This window comes from Xanthomonas axonopodis (genome assembly GCF_001304695.1).
Taxonomy (GTDB): domain Bacteria; phylum Pseudomonadota; class Gammaproteobacteria; order Xanthomonadales; family Xanthomonadaceae; genus Xanthomonas; species Xanthomonas axonopodis.
On record NZ_JFAQ01000136.1, the window covers coordinates 1 to 20493 of the forward strand.

Below are 20493 nucleotides of genomic sequence, written 5' to 3' on the forward strand. Positions count from 1 at the left end.
TACGAATTCATCTGCAAGCAGTGGACATCCGAACCCGAGCGGTTCAAAGTGAATCCGATCCATCTAATGCCGGGACTGAACACCTAGTCGCAAAGGGATCGAGCCATGCTGTGGCTTCGGCGAACGGCGCGCAGCATGACCTGCCGCGCAAACGCGGCATCTTGCAAGGGAACGGAAACGACGGACAACCTACTGTTTCGGAATGGGCGCTGCTGGCGGCAGTATGTTGTTCAAGGCGCTTTGCTGATGAGCGCAGTGGCGCCATTTTCGCTAGTCGCCGGCGAGGTGCACGTGTCTTCGGCAAGGACCGCTGCAGAGGCCGGCCTTGTGGACGTGCACGCCCTTGCGCCGGATATCGCATTGGACATGCGGTATGCAAGCAGCAACAACTTCACCGGACGGGTGGTGCCGGGGTATGACGCGCCGCGGTGTTACCTGTTGCGGCCGGCTGCCGACGCATTGGCACGGGTAGCGCAGACGCTCAAGGCCGAGGGCTATCGGCTGCAGGTGTTCGATTGCTATCGGCCGGTGCAGTCGGTGAGAGCGTTCGTGGCCTGGTCTGCGGATCCGCAGGATCAGGCGACCAAGGCGCAGTACTACCCGCGGGTGGACAAGCGCGCACTGCCGGGCGATTACATTGCGCCCACCTCCGGGCACAGCCGTGGCGCGACCGTGGATCTGGGCTTGCTGGAGTGCCGGCCGGCTGGGTGCCGTGCAGTGGACATGGGCACAGGATTCGATTTTTTCGATGCGCGTGCGCATACCGACGCGCCCGACATCAGTGCAGCGCAACGCACGCAACGCCAGCGCCTGCTGCAGGCGATGGCGGCCGAAGGATTTGCCAACTACCCGATGGAATGGTGGTATTTCACGTTTCGTCCCGAACCCACGCCCGAGACGGGCTACGATGTTCCGGTGGACTGACAGCGACCACGCGACAAGCGCGTCGCCGCTGATGATCTGGTTGTGCTCGCGATCAGTTGGCCGCTTGCGAGACGCGTGGATGCGACACGCAAGCTGCTAGCGTGGAGGATGCAGGGCTTCGTGTCGAAGATCGGCTGCGCTTGCCTGCGGCGCGTATGCGCTCGTCTCACCCAGACAGTGCTGGCATCGGTCGCCTCACCGGCAACCGCGGGCACCAGCGCAGCACCGGTCGTACACTCCAAGGTCCGCCGGCAGCACCGGCCGGCGTCGCCGCCACGTCCGATCTCTCGCCTCGACAGAATCGAAGGAACCGCCATGTCCGACCCGGAACGCTTTGTCGATATCGCCTGCCCGTACTGCGGGGAGTGGATCACGCTGGCGCTGGATCTGACTGGCGGCGACCAGCATTACATCGAAGACTGCCAGGTCTGCTGCAAGCCGATGACGGTGAGCGTGCGTTGGGACGAAGAAGGCGAAGCGCAGGTGAGTGCGCGTGGTCAGGACGACGCCTGAGCTATCGCGCGGCCGCTGCAGCTGGCTCGCCTGTCGTTGCGATGCGCGGTTGCATTGCGCCCAACAGCGTCCGGATGCCGGCAATCGCCTGCCATCTGCAGATCGCCAGGGCTGCGCCATCGGCCTGGCAGTCTCCAGTCGATTTGCAGCTTACAGTTTGATTTGGAGCGCCTGCGTTGCAAGGCGTGCGGATCCAGGCCCTGCAGCCGCTAGACTGGTGTGCCTGCTGCCTGGATCGTCACCATGAATTTGCCCCTGCATTTCGGCCTGCTCGGTTCACTGGAGGTCGGGCTGATCGCGCTCATCCTGGGCGTGGTGGTCTTTGCGACAGTGGAGCGGGGCGGGCGGCATTTGCAGTTCAACCATGGCCACACGCTGGGTATTGCGTGTTTGCTGGCCGTGGCCATCGGTGCCGGCTACGACATCTGGCATCTCGTCTATACTAGCATCGTGCGGCTGGAATCGCCGCTGTATGCGCGTCTGGCGCTGGCCAAGATCCATGACCCCAACGAACTGGGCTCGCGCGTGGTGCTGGAAGTGGCCGGCGCGCTCGCCGGCGTGGTGCTTGGTTGGAAACTGTTCAGTTCTGGGAGTTGGGAAGACGACGCGCCTAACGCTTGAAATTGCGTCGTAAAGTGCGGTGCAGGTCCCAAATTTTCATGCATTGAATGAGGTGCTTCGGTTTGCCTCACCCACGCCTAACATGCGGCTAGCCGCAAATGTTCAGGCTGTGGTTAAAAGACTGTTTTGCGCGAAATTGCGTTCGGTTGGGCGTTCAGTTGCAATGGGTAGGGTGGGGCCATGTGCGGCGACACCGCGCATTCCCAAGCATCGCGCATTCCCAAGCATAAGGAGACCACCCTAATGAAGAATCGCAACCGCACCTCGCTGCTCGCCGCTACCGCCGCTCTTGCTGCCGCCCTGGCGCTGCCGGCGATGGCGCAAAGCACCTCTCAGGACGCAGCGGCGCAGTCGGGTAGTTCGGCGACCTCTGCACAGTCCAGCGGTGCAAGCTCCGGCGGTGGCCAGACCTGGGCCAGCGTGGACACCGATAGCGATGGCGCCATCAGCAAGCAGGAAGCGCAGGTCAACGCCGGCCTTGCGCAGATCTTCGATCAAGCCGACGGCAACACCGATGGCAAGTTGACCCCGGATGAGTACAAGGCATTCGTCGCCAAGCAGCAGGGCGGCGGTACCACTGGTTCTCAGGGCAACTAAGCAAACGTTCAACCCATGACGCTTTTTGGGGATCATGTAATGCATGGCTGAGCGCTTTCGCAGCGCCCCGCCAGTGCTCAGCGACAAGCGGTAACAAACAACAGCAACAGGATGGACACGCGGGAGCGATCTGCCAGGGTCGCTCCCGTTTTGTTGACGTCTGCCGCGTTAGGGTGGCACGTTCCACGTCGGGCGTTCATCCATCATGTCGCACATACGTCTTGCATTTCTGTTCGGGTTGGCGAACCCGCCGCTTGCGCTCGCCGCGCCGCCGGAGCTGCCACCGGCCACCCCGACAGCGTCGGTGCCGGCGAACGCGGGCAACACCACACCGGCAATGTCGCCGCTACCGATCGATCCCCCGGCCCCGGCCACCACGCCCTTGCGACCGACGGATGCGTCCAGGCCCGCCAGGTCCACGAGCGGTGCCGAGGCGTCCGCCGCAGCCGCTGCCGGCAGCCTGGCACCGCGCAGTTTCCGTAGCCTGGATACAGACGCCGACGGATCGCTGACGCCGGCCGAAGCAGGCGCCGACCCGGTGTTGCGTGAAAACTTCTCCAACTTCGACAGCAACGGCGACGGGCGCCTGTCGCGCGCGGAATTCGCCAGCTATCAGCCTGGCCCGGGCGATGCTGCAGGCGATTGAGCACGGCGCCATACCGTTGCGCTGCTAAACTTGCCCGATGAGCTCACTTGCACAGCGCAACGGCCAGGCGATCCAACTGGTCGGCTTCGATGGCGACGATACCCTCTGGAAAAGCGAGGACTATTACCGCACTGCCGGAGCGGATTTCGAAGCGATCCTGGCCGGGTACCTGGATCTGGGCGACAGCCGCATGCAGCAGCATCTGCTGGCGGTGGAGCGGCGCAACCTCAAGGTCTTCGGGTATGGCGCCAAGGGCATGACGCTGTCGATGATCGAAACCGCGATCGAACTGACGCAGGCGCGCATTGCCGCCCACGATATTCAGCGCATCGTCGAGATCGGCCGTGCCACGCTGCAGCATCCGGTGGAAGTGATTGCCGGCGTGCGCGAGGCCGTCGCGGCGATTGCCGCCGAGTACCAGGTGGTGCTGATCACCAAGGGCGACCTGTTTCACCAGGAGCAGAAGATCGAGCAGTCTGGCCTGGGCGATCTGTTCCCGCGGGTGGAAGTGGTGTCCGAAAAGGATCCGCGGACCTATGCGCGCGTGCTCGGCGAATTCGGTTTGCCGGCGCAGCAGTTTGCAATGATCGGCAATTCGCTGCGTTCGGATGTGGAACCGGTGCTGGCCATCGGTGGTTGGGGCATCTACACCCCGTACGCGGTGACCTGGGCGCACGAACAAGAGCACGGTGTGGCTGCCGACGACCCGCGCATGCGCGAAGTGCCCGACGCCGCCGGCTGGCCGGCAGCGGTGAAGGCGCTGGATGCGTTGGCGCGGCGGCGGGGCTAAGCTGGGCCGGGTCGCCGCGGGCTGGCGACACTGATCTGGCTCGATGCGTCAAATGCGGGCGCTGCATGGCGCCCAACGACAGGATGTTTACGGCCCCGCACGGGGGCGCGGCCGAGCTTGGAGGGAGTGCCGATGACCATGTTGTCCATGACCCAGCGCGCCAGCCTGGCCTTGTTGCTCGGGCTGCTGATCGGTGCCGCGCCACTGGCTGCCGCCGAGCTGTAAGAAGAAATCATCAATCCGAGCGAAGTCATCTTCCGCAACGGGCAGCCTTACTACGACGATGGTGGCAACTACATCCGCCTGCAGGCCCGTCAGGTGGATGGTGAGCCGGTGTATTTCCGCACCGTGCGCTTCGATCGTGAGCAGGGCTACGTGGATGCGCGGGGCGAGAGCGTCGCCAGGTTGCAGGCTCGACCGTACGAGCGCGACGCAGCGCCGGGTTTGTTGGCGCAGGCTATGACGACCGTTATGCGGGCGATCGCGGATATCGGGGTGTTGCTGGCCCATTCCGTCCTGGTGCCTCGCGCAACCGCCCCTACGGGCAGATTTACTATGGTAATGGCCTTTATGGTCCGGATCCGTACAGCAGTCCGCACAACCGCGACGCGCGCCAGCGTTACATAGGTCCCGGCTACATCGGTTCCTGCGATCTGAGCGGTTGCCGTGAGGTTCACCAGTTCGGGTTTTACGACCTGCGCTAGGAGCCAGGGCACGGCCCGTGCCATCCACCGGGCGTATCGTGGGTCATCGTCACGCAGATCCCGTGGCCGACCTTTCGGCCGAACCTTGGACTGCGCGCCGTTGCTGACGAACACCGCAATGGCTGGTTGGCATCAGCGCGCACCGGGCCGCTGCGGCCTACGCGCTCATTGCTGCCCGATAGCGCAGCTGGGACGTCCGGCTGCGCTTCCTCGCCAGGCGCGGGCCGTTGAACGGCGTGTATGCCTGGCACCCAGCAGCGGCGCTTGATCCGGTGCGGGCCTGACAGCACCGCACGCATGCGGCATCATCGCTGCATGCCCGTCTCCCGCTCATCCGTGTTGCGCTGCGTGCCATTGTTGGTGGCATCGCTGTGGCCGGCGCTGGGGGCTGCGCAGACCTCGCCGGCATCGGCGACAGCAGCTGCGACGGAAGACCCGGCGCCAGCGGTGACGCCAGGCACCGGCGACGCTTGGGTGGATCAGCACCTGGCCGATATGGGCAGTTATGTGCAACGCTATCCGGCCAGCTTCATCGACGAGGTGGCGCGCTATACCGGCACGCCGCGCGCGTATGTGCAGGCGCTGCTGCAAGTGCATGGCTGGCATGCGGGGGATATCTATTTCGCATGTTTCTGGGCGCAGACCGTGCAGCTGTCGTGCCGCGACACGGTACGCGCCTACAGCCGCGACCATCGCGATGGCTGGGAGGGTGTGGTCACGCGGCTGTCGGTGGCACCGGACAACCTGCACATGCGCGCGCTGCGGTATGCCATCGTCGCCAGCTACGACCGCTGGGAACGTCCGATCACCCTGGATGCGCTGCTGCGGCGTCAGCTCGGCGATCATGCGCAGCGCCTGGAAGCGGCGCGTCAGGCCAGCGAAGCGGCCGAAGCGGCGGCCCAGGCCGGGCTCTGACGCGGCTACTGTGTCGTCGCGCCATGCACGCCCCGGCATGGCGCGGCTGTCTGCGCAGCAACGTATTGGCTGCGATGCTGTCGTACAGCTGGTCGACGCAGGCGCGGTCGGCGAGAATGCGGTACCGCTGGCGTTGTGCCGGCACCTGCCCAAGACCAGCCCATGCGCGATACCGCCTTTGTTTCTCCCGATCAGATCCGCAGCTGGTTCGCCCAGGCGATGTCGGACATGTATCGCGCCGAGGTGCCGTTATACGGCGATCTGATGTCGCTGGTGGCGCAGGTCAACGCGCAGACGCTGCAAGCCAATCCGGCGCTGGCGCAGCGGCTGCAGCGTAACGACGAGCGCGCGCGGCTGGATCTGGAACGGCATGGCGCCATCCGCGTCGGCACCGCGGCCGAACTGGCCACCTTGCGCCGGTTGTTCGCCGTGATGGGCATGCAGCCGGTGGGCTATTACGACCTGTCGGTGGCCGGCGTGCCGGTGCATTCCACCGCATTCCGCCCGATCGACGAGGCGGCGCTGTCGGCAAATCCGTTTCGCGTGTTCACCTCGCTGCTGCGGCTGGAACTGATCGAAGACGCCGCCCTGCGTGCACAGGCCGAGCAGATCCTGCAGCAGCGCCAGATCTTTACCGCCGGCGCCTTGCAGTTGATCGAGCGCTACGAGCAGCAAGGCGGGCTGGAGGCCGACCAGGCACGGCAGTTCGTGGCCGAAGCGCTGGAAACCTTCCGCTGGCATGGCGATGCGACGGTGTCGTTGCCGACCTATCGCGCGCTGAGCCAGGCGCATAAGTTGATTGCCGACGTGGTGAGCTTCCACGGCCCGCACATCAACCACCTCACGCCGCGCACGCTGGACATCGATGCGGCGCAGGAACAGATGCAGCACGCCGGCATCGACGCCAAGGCGGTGATCGAGGGGCCACCGCGTCGGCGCGTGCCGATCCTGCTGCGGCAGACCAGTTTCAAGGCGCTGGAAGAGCCGGTGCGTTTTGTCGGCGATGACGGGCAGCCGGAATACGGCACGCATACCGCGCGCTTCGGCGAGATCGAGCAGCGCGGCCTTGCCCTCACGCCAAAGGGCCGCGCGCTGTACGACGCGCTGCTGGCGCAGGCAAGCGATGCCGATGGCGCCGGCAGTACCGGCACCGATTACGCCACCCGGCTGCAGACTGCCTTCGTGGCCTTCCCCGATGACGAGGCGTTGCTGCGGCAGGAAGGGCTGGGCTATTTCCGCTATGCGCTCACCGACGCCGGCCGCGCCGATCCCGCGCAGGTGGCCGCGATGCCGGCAGAAACCGCGATCGCGCTCGGCTTGGTCAGTGCCGATCCGATCATTTACGAAGATTTTTTGCCGGTCAGTGCGGCCGGCATCTTCCAATCCAACCTCGGTGGTGCCGAGCAACGCGCCTATGCCGCCCATTCGAGCAAGCGCAGTTTCGAACAAGCACTCGGTGCGCAGGTGCACGACGAATTCGCGCTCTACGCGCAGCTGGAGCGAGAGTCCCTGCAGGGGTTGCTGGCCTAACACGCGCCCGCCGCATCCGGCATGGTATTGCGGCGGCGTCGCCGAGCATTGCCTGCCGGCGCGGCTGCTGTGGAAAACCTCCCGGACGTGGCCGCAGACGAACGCGTCTGGATAGCTGCGCTGCAACGTAGTGACGCCCGCAACGCCGGACTGTGCGACCGGTCGTTGCGCAACCTCAGTGCGCTTGGGTGGCCGGCCGACGCGCCGCTGCGCGTTCTGCACGGCGTGCGCGCGCACGTGCGCGACGCGCCTTCCAGCGCTCGCTCAGGCACGAGAAGATCACATACAGCGCCGGGGTGCTGAGCAGGGTCAGGCTCTGCGAGAACACTAGGCCGCCGATCATCGCAATACCCAGGGGGCGACGCAGCTCCGAGCCTTCGCCCAAGCCCACCGCCAGCGGCACGGCGGCCAGGATCGCCACCATCGTGGTCATCATGATCGGGCGGAAGCGCACGATCGAGGCCTCGCGTGCGGCTGCGCGCGCATCCATGCCGTGCACGCGCTGCGCCACCAGCGCAAAGTCGATCATCATGATGGCGTTTTTCTTGACGATGCCGATCAGCAGCACCAGCGCGATCATCGAGACAACCGACAGTTCGGTGTAGGTGATGAACAGCGCCAGCAGTGCGCCCACGCCGGCGGCCGGCAAGGTGGACAGGATGGTCACCGGATGGATCAGACTCTCGTAGAGCATGCCCAGCACGATGTAGACGGTAAGCACCGCGGCCAGCAGCAGGATGCCCATCGAATTGGGACTGAGCTGCACGTTGAAGCTGTCGTCGCCACTAAGGCGGATGCCGTCGGGCATGCGCAAGCCCTCCGCGGTGGATTTGATGATCAGATCCGCCTCGCCCGTGCTGACGCCCGGTGCCAGGTTGTAGCTCAGATCCATCGTGGCGTACTGGTTTTCGTGGATGATCTGCGGCGGCGCCAGACCCGGTGCCTGGGTGGCGACTGCGGTGATCGGCACCATCTGGCCGGCACGGTTGGGCACGAAGATCTGATCCAGCGCCTTGGGGGTGGCGGTCTGCGACGGCAATGCATTGACCACCACGCTGTACTGATTGAGATCGGAATAGATGGTGGAAATGGAGCGCTGACCGAACGCGCCATACAGCGCGCCATCGATGGCGCCGACCGAGATGCCCAGGCGCGCGGCCTTGGCGCGGTCGATCACGATGTTCTGGCGCAGGCCGGCGGTATCCACATCGGTACCGACATCGCGCAGGTGCGGGTTCTTTTTCAGCGCAGCCTGCAGTTTGGGGAGCCATTCCTGCAGCTGCGCCAGGTCGTTGCCCTGCAGCGACACGCGGTATTGCGCGCCCTGGCTGGTGCCGCCGTCGCCGTCGCTGGGCAGGTCCTGGATCGCACGCAGGCGTAGGTCCAGGTCCGGGTAACGGTCGGCCTTGGCGCTCAGGCGCACGACCACTTCGGCGGTGGTGTCGCGACGGCCCTCATCGCGCTTTTTGAGCTCGATATTGAACGATGCGCTGGAGCCCTGACGGCCGGAGCCCAGGCGTGCGCCGACGGTCTTTACCGCCGGGTCGGTCATCAGCATGTCGGTGATGCGGCGCTGGCGGCTGACCATGTCGGCAAACGACACCGTGGCGCTGGAATTGGCGCGGCCCCAGATCAGGCCGGTGTCCTGCGCGGGAAACGAGCCCTTCTTGACCGCACTGCCCAGGAAGATGGTGGCGGCGATCAGCAACAACGGCGTCAACGACAGCAGGAGTGCGTGGCGCAGCGAAAAATCCAGCGCCACCGTGTACACGCGTAGCATGCGTTCGTGCATGCGGTCCAGCCATGCGCCGAAACGGCTGGGTTTTTCAGGCTCGGCGTGCGGCGACAGGAAACGGCTGCACAGTGCCGGCGTCAAGGTCAGCGAGACCAGCATCGAGACCACGATTGCCGCCACCAGGGTCACGGTGAACTCGCGGAAGAACGCACCGATCATGCCGCTGGCGAACAGCATCGGGATGAACACCGCCACCAGCGAGGCGGTGATCGAGACGATGGTGAACCCGATCTCGCGCGCACCGGCCAACGCCGCGTCCAGGCGCGACATACCTTCGTCCAGATGGCGCATGACGTTTTCGATCACCACGATCGCGTCGTCGACCACGAAGCCAATGGCAATGACCAACGCCAGCAGGCTGAGGTTGTTCAAGGTGAAGCCCAGCACGTACATCACCAGCGCCGAGCCAGCCAGCGACAGCGGCACGGTGACTGCGGCGATCAGGGTGGGCGCCAGCCGGCGCAGGAACAGCGCCATGGTCAAGATCACCATCGCCACGCTGATCATCAGCGTGGCCTGCACCTCGTGCAGCGAGGCGCGAATGGTGGGCGTGCGGTCGAAGTAGGGCGTGAGCGTGGTGCCGGGTTGCAGATAACTACGCAGTTCGGGAATCTGCGCCTTCACCTGGTCGACGGTTTCGACGATGTTGGCGCCGGCGCGGGTGAAGGCATACATCACCACCGCCGGTTTGCCATCGAACCAGGCGGCCTGATAGGCATCCTGCTGGCCGTCGTAAACGGTGGCCACATCGCCCAGCCGCACGATGCGTCCGTTGGACTGGGTGGAGATCGCCAGCTGCGCAAAATCGGCGGCTTTGGACACCGAATCGTTGGAGATGATGGCCATGGTGGTGTTGCCGTCGGACAGAAATCCGGTCGGCGAGGTCACATTGGCCGCGCGCACCGCATTGCGCAGATCGTCCGGGGTCAGGCCCAGCGCGTTGAGCGCGCGCAGGTCCACGTCCACGCGCACTGCCGGGGTGGACGCACCGGCGATGTCCACCGAGCTGATGCCGGTGATCTGGCGCAGCCGCTGCGCCAGCAGCGAATCGGCCACGTTGTAGAGCTCATCGGCCGATTGCGTTTCCGAGGTCAACGCGATGGCGATCACCGGGTCGTCGTTCGGGTTGGCCTTGGAGTACATCGGCGTCCCGAGCCCCGAGGGCAGGTCCGATTGCGATGCGTTGATCGCGGTTTGGATGTCCTGCGCGGCCGAATCGATGTTGCGGTTGCTCTGGAACACCAGCACGACCATGCTGCTGCTCTCCGAACTGGACGAGCGCATGCGGTCGATCCCGGGCAATTGGCCCAGGTGACGTTCCAGCGGCGCGGTGACGGTGGAGGCCATGGTGCTGGCGTCGGCACCGGACTGGGTGGCGTGCACGAAGATGATCGGAATCTGGATGTTCGGCAGCGGCGCCACACCCAGCCGCAGGTAGCACATCAATCCGATCACGAACAAACCGATCGCCAGCAGCGAGGTGCCGATCGGGCGCTTGATGAAGGGCGCGGAGATGTTCATGGACGGACTGCCGGGAATCGGGAATCGGGAATCGGGAATCGGGAATCGGTAAAAGCCAGAACCAAAGCCGAAGCCGAAGCCAAAGCGGCTGCCACGCGTGCATGCGAGCGGGCGATGCCGCGGGCCAGCAGACCGATCAGCGATGCCGCTACCGGTCCTCATGCCGGACGCTCTGACGTTGGAACCGCAGCTGCATCGCCATGGCGTGCCTGGCGCGCGCGCCAGGCACGCAACCGCTCGCCGGCGCGTTCCATGTACAGATAGATCACCGGGGTGGTGTACAGCGTGACCAGCTGCGACAGCAGCAGGCCGCCGACGATGGCGATGCCGAGCGGACGGCGCAGTTCCGAACCGATGCCGGTGCCCAGCGCCAGCGGCAACGCGCCCAGCATCGCGGCCGCGGTGGTCATCATGATCGGGCGGAAGCGCAGCAGGCAGGCGCGCCGGATCGCATCGTGCGCAGTCGCGCCTTCGCGGCGTGCATCGATGGCGAAGTCGATCATCATGATGGCGTTCTTCTTGACGATGCCGATCAGCAGCACGATGCCGACGATGCCGTCCACCGACAGGCTCAGCCCGCACAGCATCAGCGCCAGCAACGCACCGACACCGGCCGGCGGCAGCGTGGAGATGATGGTCAACGGATGGATGTAGCTTTCGTACAACACGCCCAGCACGATGTAGATCACCACGATCGAGGCCAGCAGCAGCCACACGATGTCGGTCTGGCTGCCGGTGAATTCGGCGGCCTTGCCGACGAACTGCGCATGCACCTGGGTCGGCATCTTGAGCGCTTCGCGCGCCTTCCCGATGGCCGCCACCGCCTGCGACAACGAATGGCCCGGCGCCAGGTTGAACGAGATGGTGACGGCCGGCAGCTGCTGCTGGTGGCTCACCACCAATGGTGTGTTGGTGACCTTGGCTTCGGCCAGCGCGGCCAGCGGAATGATGCTGCCGGCACCGACCACGATACCGGTGTTCTGCGCGCCCACGCCGGTGGCGGTGGACGAGTTGGACGAGGTGACCTGGCCGAAGCTGGTGGCGTTGGTGCCGGTGAGCGCGCCGCTGCCGTTGCTGGCCACGGCCAGCTGGTTCATCAAGGCAGTGCTGGTGCGAAATTCCGGCGCCACTTCCAGCACCACCCGGTACTGATTGAGCTCGGTGAAGATGGTGGAGATCTGGCGCTGGCCGAACGAGTCGTACAACGTGTCGTCGATGGTCTGCATCGGCACGCCGAGCATGCTGGCCTTGTCGCGGTCGATGCTCAATTCCAGCGCACGTCCCTGGTTGGCCAGGTTGTTGTCCACGTCCGCCAGCTCGGGCAGTTTGCGCATTGCCTCGGTCATGCGCCCGGCCCAGGTGGCCAGCTCGCTGCTGTCCACGTCCGAGATCGAATACTGGTATTCGGTGGCGGCCACGCGCGTGTCCAGGGTGACGTCCTGCACCGGCTTGAGGAACAAGGCCACGCCCGGAATGCCGGCCACTGCCTTCTGCAGGCGCGGCAGTACTTCGTCCAGGCCCTCGCGGTCGCCGCGCGTCTTCAGCACGATCGACAGCTGGCCCTGGTTGAGCGTGGGGTTCATGGTGCCGGCGCCGATGAAGGCTGCCACGCCGGTCACCGCCGGGTCCTTGCGCAACGCGGCAGCCATCGCCTGGGTGCGTTGCTCCATCTGCGGGAACGCCACGTTCTGGTCGGCCTGCACCACACCGGTGATCAGGCCGGTGTCCTGCTCGGGCAGCAAGCCCTTGGGAATGACCACATACAGCACCACCGTCAACGCCACCGCGCCGATCGCCACGGCCAGGGTCAGCGGTTGGTGGGCAAGCACCCAATCCAGGCTGCGCTCATAGGCGCCCACGGTACGCGTCCACAGGTTGGTCTTGCCGGCCGCGCTCGCGCGCTCGTGCGCGTCTTCGCCTTCTGGCAAGGCATCGGGCTTGAGCAGGTAGGCGCACATCATCGGCGTCAACGTCAGCGACACCAGCATCGAGATGACCACCGCAATCGACAGCACCCACGCAAACTCGTGGAATAACCGCCCAGTGACGCCGGGCATCAGCAGCAGCGGCAGGAACACCGCCACCAGCGACACGGTCAGCGACAGCACGGTGAAGCCGATCTGCTTGGCGCCGATCTCGGCTGCTTCCGGCCCGCTCTTGCCCTGTTCGATGTAGCGCACGATGTTCTCGATCATCACGATCGCATCGTCGACCACGAACCCGGTCGCCACCACCAGCGCCATCAGCGACAGGTTGTCCAGCGACATGCCGGCGAAGGCCATCACCGCGAAGGTGCCGGCCAGCGACAGCGGCACCGCCACCGAGGGAATGATGGTGGCCCACAGCCGGCGCAGGAACACGAAGATCACCGCCACCACCAGCGCAATGGTCAGCACCAGGGTGAACTTCACTTCATGCACCGAGGCGCGGATGGTTTCGGTGCGGTCGGAGAACACCTCCAGATGCACATCGGCCGGCAACACCGACCGCAGCTGCGGCAGGATGCTGCGGATCTGCTCCACCGTCTGCACGATGTTGGCGCCCGGCTGGCGGCGGATCTCCAGCAGTACCGCCTGCTTGCCGTTGGCCCAGGCGGCCAGCTGGTCGTTTTCCACGCCATCGACCACGTTGGCCACATCCGCCAGCCGCACCGGGCGGCCATCCTTGTAGCTGATGATGGTCTCGCGGTACTGCGCCGCGTCGGTGAGCTGATCGTTGGTGCCGATGCTGTAGGACTGGGTCTTGCCGTTGAGCGAGCCCTTCGGCGCACTGACGTTGGTCTGGGTCAGCGCGCTGCGCAGCGACTCCATGGTCAGGCCCATGTTCGACAGCTGCGCCGGGTTGACCTGGATGCGCACCGCAGGGCGCACGTTGCCGGCGATCGAGACCAGGCCCACACCCGGCACCTGCGACAGGCGCTGGGCCAGGATCGCATCGGCATAGCGGTTGACCTCGCGCAGCGGCAGCGAATCGGAGGTGAGCTTGAGCGTGAGAATCGCCGCATCGGCCGGATTGACCCGGTTATAGACCGGCTGGTACGGCAGCGAAGAGGGCAGGGTGGCCTGGCGGATCGCCGCCTGCACATCCTGCGAGGCGATATCGATATCGCGCGCCATCGAGAACTGCAGAATGATGGTGGACAGGCCCGCCGACGAATCGGAGGTCATCATCTGCAGGCCGGAAATCTGCCCGAACTGGCGCTCCAGCGGCGTGGTGACCAGCGCGGCCATGGTGGTGGCATTGGCGCCGGGGTACTGGGTGGTGACGACCAGGCTGGGCGCGTCGATTTCCGGCAATGCCGAGACCGGCAATTGACGGTAGCCCAGGATGCCCAGCAGCAGGACGCCGGCCATCAACAACGAAGTGGCGATCGGGCGGCGGATGAAGATGGTCGAAAAGCCCACGGGGGGTGTCCTTGCTGAAGACGTCAAGCGAAGCCGGCGCATGCAGCGCCGGCGCACATCGGCGACGGAGGCTCCGTCGCCGGTGGTCGAGAATTAGCGCGGACCGCCGCCACGACGGCCGCCGAGGCCGCCACCACCACGGCTCTGTTTGTCCTTGGCGGCCTTGAGTTCGGCCTCGGTCGGTTCCGGCGGCGTCTCGCCCGGCTTGAGCGCGCTGACCTTGCTGCCCGGTTTCAGGCGGAACTGGCCCTCGGTCACCACGCGCTCGCCGGGCTTGAGGCCCTTGGTGATCTGCACATGGCTGTCGTCCACTTCCACGCCCTGCACCACGGTGCGCATCTGCGCGGTGTTGTCGCTGCCCACCACGTACACGTAATCGCCGTCAGGCCCGCGCTGCACCGACTGGGACGGCACCACCGTGCCGCCGGCGATGGTGCGCAGCTGCAGGCGCACATTGACGAACTGGCCCGGCCATAGCGCGTTGTCGGTGTTGTTGAAGATCGCGCGTGCGCCGAAGGTGCCGCTGTCGGCGGAGATGCGGTTGTCGATCACATCCAGCTTGCCGTCGCTGCTGATCACATGCGCATCGCCACGATCCAGCGCGGCCACGGCCAGCGGCGCCGCCGTTTGACCGGTACGCACTGCCTGCAACTCACGTTCGGGCAGGTTGAACGACACGTAGATCGGGCGGATCTGGGTCAGGGTGACGATCGTGGAGCTGCTGGTGACGATGTTGCCCACGTCCACGCCACGGATGCCGGCGATGCCGTTGATCGGCGCGGTGACGCGGGTGAACTGCAATTGCACCTGCGCCGAGCGCATCTGCGCATCGTTGGCCGCAACCGCGGCCTCGTACTGGGCAACCTGGTTGCGTTGGGTATCCAGGTCCGTGCGCGAGACGTACTGCTTGTAGGCCGGGTCGTTGGAACGCTGGTAATTCACCCGCGAGGTCGCTAACAGCGCCTGGTTCTGGCGTCTGGCGGCCAATGCCTGGTCGTAGCTGGCCTGCAGCGTGCGCGGATCGATCTGCGCCAGCAGATCGCCCTTCTTCACTTCCTGGCCTTCCTTGAAATTCAGGCTCATCAGCTGGCCGCCCACCTGCGGGCTGACCGTGACCGTATTGAGCGCGGTAACCGTGCCCAGCGCGCTGGCATACACCGGAACATCCTGCGTGGTGGCCGCCACCACCGTCACCGGCACCGGGCCGCTGTTGTCCGGGTCATTGCCGTCCGGCGCGCCTGCGCGCTTACCGTGATTGGCCCCACCCATCATCCGCATTGCGACGAACACCACGATAAGCACCGCGACAACCAGCAGTGTGATCTTCCAAAAACGCGACATGCGACAACTCCTGAGGGCGGGCCGGGCGCGTGGGTGCGACCGTGGGGGCGGCGGTGCAAAGCATATCGTTGCGCTTCACCAATTGAGTGTTACTGAAGTAACGGCTCGGCCGGCGAAACGACCGCAACGGTCACACTTGCACTGCAGCGGCAACGCGCCACGGCGACCGCGGTTGACCGCCGGGCTGAATCGGGCCCCACTGCAGCCCACCCGGCACCTGCCTGCACTACATTAAGCAACCATCTTTCAAGGATTGCCGATGCGCCCCTCCCGCCTGCTGACCAGCGCGCTGCTGCTCGTCCTGCCCACGCTGGCCACCGCGCAGACCGCGCAACGGCCCGAAGTTCAGGCCGCCGCCGCCCCGCTGCAGGCCAAGGTGGTGCAATGGCGCCGCGACTTCCACCAGCACCCTGAGCTGTCCAACCGCGAGGAGCGTACTGCCGCCACCGTGGCCGCGCAGCTGCGCAAGTTGGGCCTCAAGCCGCGTACCGGCATCGCCCATCACGGCGTGGTGGCCATCATCAAGGGTGGCAAGCCGGGGCCGAAGATCGCGCTGCGCGCCGACATGGACGCGCTGCCGGTGACAGAGCAGACCGGGCTGCCGTTCGCTTCCAAGGCCACCGCCGAATACCGCGGCGAGCAGGTCGGGGTGATGCACGCCTGCGGCCACGATGCCCACACCGCCATCCTGCTTGGCGTGGCCGAGGCGCTGGTGGGCATGCGCGAGCAGTTGCCCGGCGAAGTGATGCTGATCTTCCAGCCCTCTGAAGAAGGCGCCCCCAGCGACGAGGAAGGCGGCGCCTCGCTGATGCTCAAGGAAGGCCTGTTTGCCGACTTCAAGCCGCAGGCAGTGTTCGGCCTGCATGTGTTCTCCAGCGTGCAGGCCGGCAAGATCGCGGTGCGCAGCGGGCCGCTGATGGCGGCCTCGGACCGCTTCGCGATCAAGATGATCGGCCGCCAGACCCACGGCTCGGCGCCGTGGAACGGCATCGACCCGATCGTGGCCAGCGCCGACATGATCGGCGCCGCGCAAACGGTGATCAGCCGCCGCGCCAACCTGTCCAAGCAGCCGGCGGTGCTCAGCTTCGGCGCGATCAAGGGCGGCATCCGCTACAACATCATCCCCGACGATGTGGAAATGGTCGGTACCATCCGCACCTTCGACGAGGGCATGCGCCAGCAGATCTTTGCCGATCTCAAGAACGTGGCCGAACACACCGCCGCCGCGCATGGGTCCAAGGTGCAGGCACAGGTGCCGGACCAGCCGGGCAACCCTGCCACCGTCAACGATCCCGCGCTGACGGCCAGGATGCTGCCCAGCCTGCAGGCCGTGGTGGGTGCCGACAATGTGTACGAGCCGCCGTTGCAAATGGGCGCGGAAGATTTCTCGTTCTACGCCCAGCAGGTGCCGTCGATGTTCTTCTTCGTTGGTTCCACTGCCAAGGGTATCGACCCGGCCACCGCACCCAGCAACCATTCGCCGCAGTTCCTGTTGGACGAGTCCTCGCTGGATGTGGGCTTGCGCGCGCTGTTGCAGGTGTCGCTGGATTATCTGCAGGGGTGAATCGGGAATCGGGAATCGTCTGCGGCTGGGCGATTCCCGATTTCGCTGGTTGGGCCGGTGGCGTGATTCTGGAGCGGCGATCTTAGGGTGTTCCATTCGCTTTCTTTCACGCGTTGCCATACACCTCACGGCTAGCCCGTGCGGCCTAAAATGGCGGCATGAATACCCCAGAAGATTCCACCCTCGGTCGTGAGGTTGCCTACCCGAGCGGCTACGATCCGTCGTTGCTGTTTTCGATTCCGCGCGCGGCCGGGCGCGAGGCCATCGGGCTGACCGGTGACCTGCCGTTTATCGGCCGCGATCGCTGGCATGCCTACGAACTCAGCTGGCTCGATGCACAAGGCAAGCCCTGCGTGGCCACTGCCACCTTGCATGTGCCCTGTGACTCGCCATCGCTGATCGAATCCAAGTCGCTCAAGCTCTATCTTAACTCGCTCAACGCCACCCGCTTCAACAGCGCCGAAGCGGTGCGCACGCGCATTGCGACCGACCTGTCCACGCGCGCCGGGGCCGATGTGGCGGTGGAGTTTGGCCTGCCGCCGATCGATGCGGTCGGCGAGGGCGAATCGATCGACACCCTGGATGTCAGCATCGACGATTACGGCCCGCCGAACGCGGCCTATCTCTGCGCACGCGCGCAGCCAGTGGTGGAAGAAGTGCTGACCTCGGCCCTGCTCAAATCCAACTGCCCGGTCACTGGTCAGCCGGATTGGGCCAGTGTGACCTTGCGTTACCGCGGTGCACCGATCGATCGCGAGGGATTGCTGCGTTATCTGGTCAGTTTCCGCGACCACGCCGAGTTTCATGAGCAATGCGTCGAACGCATTTTCAGCGACGTGCTGACGCAGTGCGCACCGCAGTGGCTGGTGGTCGAAGCGCGTTACACACGTCGTGGCGGCCTGGACATCAATCCGCTGCGCAGCTCGCCCAGTGTCCCCGCGCCACTGTCGATCTTCCGCGACCTGCGTCAGTAGAGCGCGCTCACGTGGGATCGCGCGGGCTTCACGGCGGCGCGATCCACGTTTAACAGCGCCCCGCGCACCCTGCCGACACCGCGATGCACAGGGATTGCAGCAATGAGTGTCGACCAGAAAGCAGATTTTTCCAACGTCACCTCATCGGTCGATAGCACCGCTGAGATGATGCCTGCGCCCGATTTTTCCAACGTGCGCACCAGTGTGCAAAGCACAGCGTAACTGGTTGGCGAAACCGTCACCGTGCAGCAGGCAGGCGACAGCCTGTCCGGGATTGCCAAGCGCCATCTGGGCGATGGCGCGCTGTGGCCGCGCATCTTCGAAGCCAACCGCGATGCCTTGCAGGACCCGGACAAGATCTTTCCTGGCCAAGTACCGCATCTGCCGCCAAAGGCGTAGGCAGACCCAACGTCGTTGCGCGCACCAACACCGTAGCGCGACGTGCATCGGCGCGCTTTATTCACTCGTTTGATCCATTCGCCATCGGGAGATCGATCCATGCGTACCAAAGCCGTTTCCAGCGCCCTGGTTCTCGCCTTGGCCGGCGTCCTGGCCCTGTCGGGTTGCCGCAAGGAAGGCGACGACCATTCCGATGTCGCCAAGGATCCGACCTCCGGCGCGGCCACCGATGCCATGCCCGGCCCGGCGGCCACACCGCCGGCCAGCGATCAGGCTGCGCAAGGCACCGCGACCGGCGCGGCGAGCACCAGTGGCGCGGCGATGGCCAGCACCGGCGTCACGGTGTCCAGCGTTGCAGTCGGCACGGTTGCCGCTGCGGACAAGACAGTGACGCCATCGGCCAGCGTCGGCAGCAAGGACACCATCATCGTGTCGGTCAAGACCGAGGGCAGCGCGAGCAATGTGCCGGTCTCGGCCAAGCTCACCTACCAGGACGGGCAAGTGGCTGGCGAGCAGAGCGCCAACCTGACCACCAGCGGCGCCGAAACCACCAACATGCGCTTCAGCAAGCCCGACGGCTGGCCGGCCGGCACCTACACCGCCCAGGTGATGGTGGACGGCAAGCCTGCAGGCACGCCGCAGACCATCATGGTCAACTAAGCGACTGCATCGGTCGATTAAGAGCGGCTAACAAAACTACTGCGCAGCCGCCAGGCGGGCGCGGCCGGTGCTCGGAATCCTCATGTACCCCTCGTACACTCCGGTTCCTGTGCGCCGTCCACGCCCACCTGACGACCGCTCGCTACGTTTTGTTAGCCACTCTAAGACCACTGCGGCCTGCCTGGCCGTTCAGCCCGGTGTGGGCGGGCCAGACCGAGAAGTTTTCAATCCACGCGCCCGTGAGGGCGCGACCCCCCCTTAGCATAAGGGCTTGTCATCGTTGCTAAAACACGGGCAATTCCGCGAACCTGCTGAAAGGCGGTCGAGGAGTCGCCACGCGGAGCTGGGGATCCGCAGTGTATTTTCTTTTCTTTTTGGAAATCAGTTGCTTGAGTGCGGTGCGAACCTGCCCGGTTTTTAGGGGGCGCTTGGGGTTCGCGTCAAAAAATCAATGGACCTTTGAGGTCCAGGCTGGGCTTGGCGCCGACGTGCTCCACGCGGGCCTCCCATTTCGCGCCGAGGTGATAGAAACGCAGGCTGTCCAGCGTCGGGTCGATCAGGTCGCATAGTTGCTGACGTAATTCAGTCCATTGGGCAGGTTCGACCTCGATTTCGAAGACCGAGAACTGCACGCGCTGGCCACGGTCACGGCAGGCTTTGGCGACCTTGCGCAGGCGCTTCTCGCCCCCCGGAGAGCTGGTGCTGACGTCGTAGCTGACAACAATCATCATGGGACGTGAGCCGCGTCATTTCCAGAAAAAGGAGGGGTAGCCATCCAGGTCGCCACGCAGCTGCCGTGCCATGAGCTGTGCCTGCACGAAGGGCAGCAGGCCGATGTCGACCTTTTCGCCCAGGAAGGCATGGTGGAGCTGTTCGCGTTTGCGCTCTTGGTAAGCGATCAGCACCGCCTTGCGCGCATCGTCCTTGAGAAGAACCGCGCCGTTGTCGAAGACCTGGAAGTCGCGCTCGTTCAATTGTCGGCGGTTGATCAGCGACAGTGCCAGACGCTCGCCAAGCAACGGCCTGAATTCCTCTGCCAGGTCCAGAGCCAGGCTTGGCCGCCCCGGCCGGTCGCGATGCAAGAAGCCGACTGCCGGGTCCAGACCAACCGTTTCCAGGGCCGAGCGGCAATCGTGGGTCAGCAAGGTGTAGAGAAACGATAGCAACGCATTGAAGGCGTCGCGCGGCGGGCGGCGATTGCGTCCGCCAAAGCGCAGTAGCGGCGCTTCGGCGCGTACCAGTTGGCCGAAGACGCCGAAATACGACTGCGCTGCCTCGCCTTCCAGGCCGCGCAGCACGTCAACACTGGTCTCGATGAGCAGGCGTTGTGGAATGCGTTTGAGCCGCTTGAGTGCGTGTTGAAAGGTGGGGATATCGGTAAGGCGGTCGCCGTGCGCGCGCCAGCCGCGCGCCAGCACGGCGCGCTGGTTGTGGATTTTTCCTGCCAGCAAGTGACGCACAATTGCGGCGCAACGCACGGGATCATCGCTGCATCGATATTGCTCACGGCGCAGCAGCACATTGCCGGCTACCTGTTTGATCCCATTCTCCTTTAACCATCTCCCCGCCCACGCGACCGTACTAGATCTCGTCTG

The 20493-nt window shown here is 65.2% G+C and carries 16 protein-coding genes, 1 other RNA gene and 3 pseudogenes; 14 read left to right on the plus strand and 6 right to left on the minus strand.

Annotation, left to right across the window (positions count from 1 at the left end):
* Nucleotides 1–246 precede the first annotated feature (246 nt).
* The 9 genes and pseudogenes from XAXN_RS12815 to hglS all read left to right on the plus strand — a co-directional run bounded on the left by XAXN_RS12815 (nucleotide 247) and on the right by hglS (nucleotide 7240).
* Nucleotides 247–924 (plus strand): M15 family metallopeptidase, encoded by a 678-nt coding sequence (locus XAXN_RS12815; RefSeq protein ID WP_054319817.1) that lies wholly within the window; start codon nucleotides 247–249, stop codon nucleotides 922–924.
* A 315-nt stretch (nucleotides 925–1239) separates the two neighbouring features.
* A complete protein-coding gene (locus XAXN_RS12820; RefSeq protein WP_054319818.1) occupies nucleotides 1240–1437 on the plus strand; it encodes a CPXCG motif-containing cysteine-rich protein in 198 nt (65 codons plus the stop codon).
* Between the two features lie 243 nt (nucleotides 1438–1680).
* A complete protein-coding gene (locus tag XAXN_RS12825; RefSeq protein WP_054319819.1) occupies nucleotides 1681–2058 on the plus strand; it encodes a hypothetical protein in 378 nt (125 codons plus the stop codon).
* A 243-nt stretch (nucleotides 2059–2301) separates the two neighbouring features.
* Nucleotides 2302–2655 carry an EF-hand domain-containing protein gene (locus XAXN_RS12830; protein WP_042824005.1) on the plus strand — a complete coding sequence of 118 codons (354 nt, stop codon included), beginning with the start codon at nucleotides 2302–2304 and terminating at the stop codon, nucleotides 2653–2655.
* A 238-nt stretch (nucleotides 2656–2893) separates the two neighbouring features.
* Nucleotides 2894–3301 carry an EF-hand domain-containing protein gene (locus XAXN_RS12835; protein WP_054319828.1) on the plus strand — a complete coding sequence of 136 codons (408 nt, stop codon included), beginning with the start codon at nucleotides 2894–2896 and terminating at the stop codon, nucleotides 3299–3301.
* Nucleotides 3302–3338: 37 nt separating this feature from the next.
* A complete protein-coding gene (locus tag XAXN_RS12840) occupies nucleotides 3339–4091 on the plus strand; it encodes an HAD family hydrolase (RefSeq protein ID WP_054319820.1) in 753 nt (250 codons plus the stop codon).
* A 132-nt stretch (nucleotides 4092–4223) separates the two neighbouring features.
* Nucleotides 4224–4795: pseudogene (locus tag XAXN_RS12845) on the plus strand (hypothetical protein).
* Nucleotides 4796–5092: 297 nt separating this feature from the next.
* Nucleotides 5093–5710 carry a hypothetical protein gene (locus tag XAXN_RS12850; protein ID WP_054319829.1) on the plus strand — a complete coding sequence of 206 codons (618 nt, stop codon included), beginning with the start codon at nucleotides 5093–5095 and terminating at the stop codon, nucleotides 5708–5710.
* 162 nt (nucleotides 5711–5872) lie between these two features.
* On the plus strand, nucleotides 5873–7240 hold the full coding sequence (gene hglS / locus XAXN_RS12855; RefSeq protein WP_054319821.1) for a 2-oxoadipate dioxygenase/decarboxylase HglS: 1368 nt from the start codon (nucleotides 5873–5875) through the stop codon (nucleotides 7238–7240).
* Between the two features lie 175 nt (nucleotides 7241–7415).
* Here the strand turns inward: hglS and XAXN_RS12860 are convergent, their stop codons facing one another.
* From XAXN_RS12860 to XAXN_RS12870, 3 genes are all read right to left on the minus strand, one after another.
* Nucleotides 7416–10556: an efflux RND transporter permease subunit gene (locus XAXN_RS12860; RefSeq protein WP_054319822.1), complete on the minus strand. Its 3141-nt coding sequence runs from the start codon at nucleotides 10554–10556 to the stop codon at nucleotides 7416–7418.
* Nucleotides 10557–10714: 158 nt separating this feature from the next.
* Entirely contained in the window at nucleotides 10715–13960 is a 3246-nt protein-coding gene (locus XAXN_RS12865; RefSeq protein ID WP_054319823.1) for an efflux RND transporter permease subunit, read from the minus strand.
* Nucleotides 13961–14053: 93 nt separating this feature from the next.
* Nucleotides 14054–15301, minus strand: coding sequence for an efflux RND transporter periplasmic adaptor subunit (locus XAXN_RS12870; RefSeq protein ID WP_054319824.1), 1248 nt, complete (start codon nucleotides 15299–15301; stop codon nucleotides 14054–14056).
* A gap of 259 nt (nucleotides 15302–15560) precedes the next feature.
* Here XAXN_RS12870 and XAXN_RS12875 point away from each other — a divergent pair, with 259 nt between their 5' ends.
* Together XAXN_RS12875 and queF are read left to right on the plus strand one after the other, a co-directional pair.
* The gene (locus tag XAXN_RS12875; RefSeq protein ID WP_054319825.1) at nucleotides 15561–16865 is read left to right on the plus strand and encodes a M20 family metallopeptidase; all 1305 of its coding nucleotides are present in this window, start codon (nucleotides 15561–15563) and stop codon (nucleotides 16863–16865) included.
* A gap of 158 nt (nucleotides 16866–17023) precedes the next feature.
* Entirely contained in the window at nucleotides 17024–17839 is an 816-nt protein-coding gene (gene queF, locus XAXN_RS12880; protein ID WP_054319826.1) for an NADPH-dependent 7-cyano-7-deazaguanine reductase QueF, read from the plus strand.
* Here queF and XAXN_RS22530 read toward each other — a convergent pair.
* Entirely contained in the window at nucleotides 17833–18030 is a 198-nt protein-coding gene (locus XAXN_RS22530) for a hypothetical protein (RefSeq protein ID WP_164514294.1), read from the minus strand. The genes queF and XAXN_RS22530 overlap by 7 nt on opposite strands.
* On the opposite strand from XAXN_RS22530, the pseudogene XAXN_RS12885 reads away from it, so the two are divergent.
* From XAXN_RS12885 to XAXN_RS21485, 3 genes and pseudogenes are all read left to right on the plus strand, one after another.
* Nucleotides 17942–18238: pseudogene (locus XAXN_RS12885) on the plus strand (LysM peptidoglycan-binding domain-containing protein). The gene XAXN_RS22530 and the pseudogene XAXN_RS12885 overlap by 89 nt on opposite strands.
* A gap of 99 nt (nucleotides 18239–18337) precedes the next feature.
* Nucleotides 18338–18898: a hypothetical protein gene (locus XAXN_RS12890; protein WP_054319827.1), complete on the plus strand. Its 561-nt coding sequence runs from the start codon at nucleotides 18338–18340 to the stop codon at nucleotides 18896–18898.
* Between the two features lie 82 nt (nucleotides 18899–18980).
* A non-coding RNA gene (locus XAXN_RS21485) (sX9 sRNA) lies at nucleotides 18981–19056 on the plus strand.
* Between the two features lie 282 nt (nucleotides 19057–19338).
* Here XAXN_RS21485 and cas2 read toward each other — a convergent pair.
* Together cas2 and cas1c are read right to left on the minus strand one after the other, a co-directional pair.
* On the minus strand, nucleotides 19339–19629 hold the full coding sequence (gene cas2 / locus XAXN_RS12895; RefSeq protein WP_042823992.1) for a CRISPR-associated endonuclease Cas2: 291 nt from the start codon (nucleotides 19627–19629) through the stop codon (nucleotides 19339–19341).
* 15 nt (nucleotides 19630–19644) lie between these two features.
* Nucleotides 19645–20430: pseudogene (cas1c, locus tag XAXN_RS12900) on the minus strand (type I-C CRISPR-associated endonuclease Cas1c); the annotation flags it as partial.
* Nucleotides 20431–20493: the final 63 nt, after the last annotated feature.

Bases quoted from the DNA above. Each gene is read 5' to 3' on its own strand.
- XAXN_RS12815 (WP_054319817.1), top strand. From the start codon at position 247: ATGAGCGCAGTGGCGCCATTTTCGCTAGTCGCCGGCGAGGTGCACGTG.
- XAXN_RS12820 (WP_054319818.1), top strand. From the start codon at position 1,240: ATGTCCGACCCGGAACGCTTTGTCGATATCGCCTGCCCGTACTGCGGG.
- XAXN_RS12825 (WP_054319819.1), top strand. From the start codon at position 1,681: ATGAATTTGCCCCTGCATTTCGGCCTGCTCGGTTCACTGGAGGTCGGG.
- XAXN_RS12830 (WP_042824005.1), top strand. From the start codon at position 2,302: ATGAAGAATCGCAACCGCACCTCGCTGCTCGCCGCTACCGCCGCTCTT.
- XAXN_RS12840 (WP_054319820.1), top strand. From the start codon at position 3,339: ATGAGCTCACTTGCACAGCGCAACGGCCAGGCGATCCAACTGGTCGGC.
- XAXN_RS12850 (WP_054319829.1), top strand. From the start codon at position 5,093: ATGCGGCATCATCGCTGCATGCCCGTCTCCCGCTCATCCGTGTTGCGC.
- hglS (WP_054319821.1), top strand. From the start codon at position 5,873: ATGCGCGATACCGCCTTTGTTTCTCCCGATCAGATCCGCAGCTGGTTC.
- XAXN_RS12860 (WP_054319822.1), bottom strand. From the start codon at position 10,556: ATGAACATCTCCGCGCCCTTCATCAAGCGCCCGATCGGCACCTCGCTG.
- XAXN_RS12870 (WP_054319824.1), bottom strand. From the start codon at position 15,301: ATGTCGCGTTTTTGGAAGATCACACTGCTGGTTGTCGCGGTGCTTATC.
- XAXN_RS12875 (WP_054319825.1), top strand. From the start codon at position 15,561: ATGCGCCCCTCCCGCCTGCTGACCAGCGCGCTGCTGCTCGTCCTGCCC.
- queF (WP_054319826.1), top strand. From the start codon at position 17,024: ATGAATACCCCAGAAGATTCCACCCTCGGTCGTGAGGTTGCCTACCCG.
- XAXN_RS12890 (WP_054319827.1), top strand. From the start codon at position 18,338: ATGCGTACCAAAGCCGTTTCCAGCGCCCTGGTTCTCGCCTTGGCCGGC.
- cas2 (WP_042823992.1), bottom strand. From the start codon at position 19,629: ATGATGATTGTTGTCAGCTACGACGTCAGCACCAGCTCTCCGGGGGGC.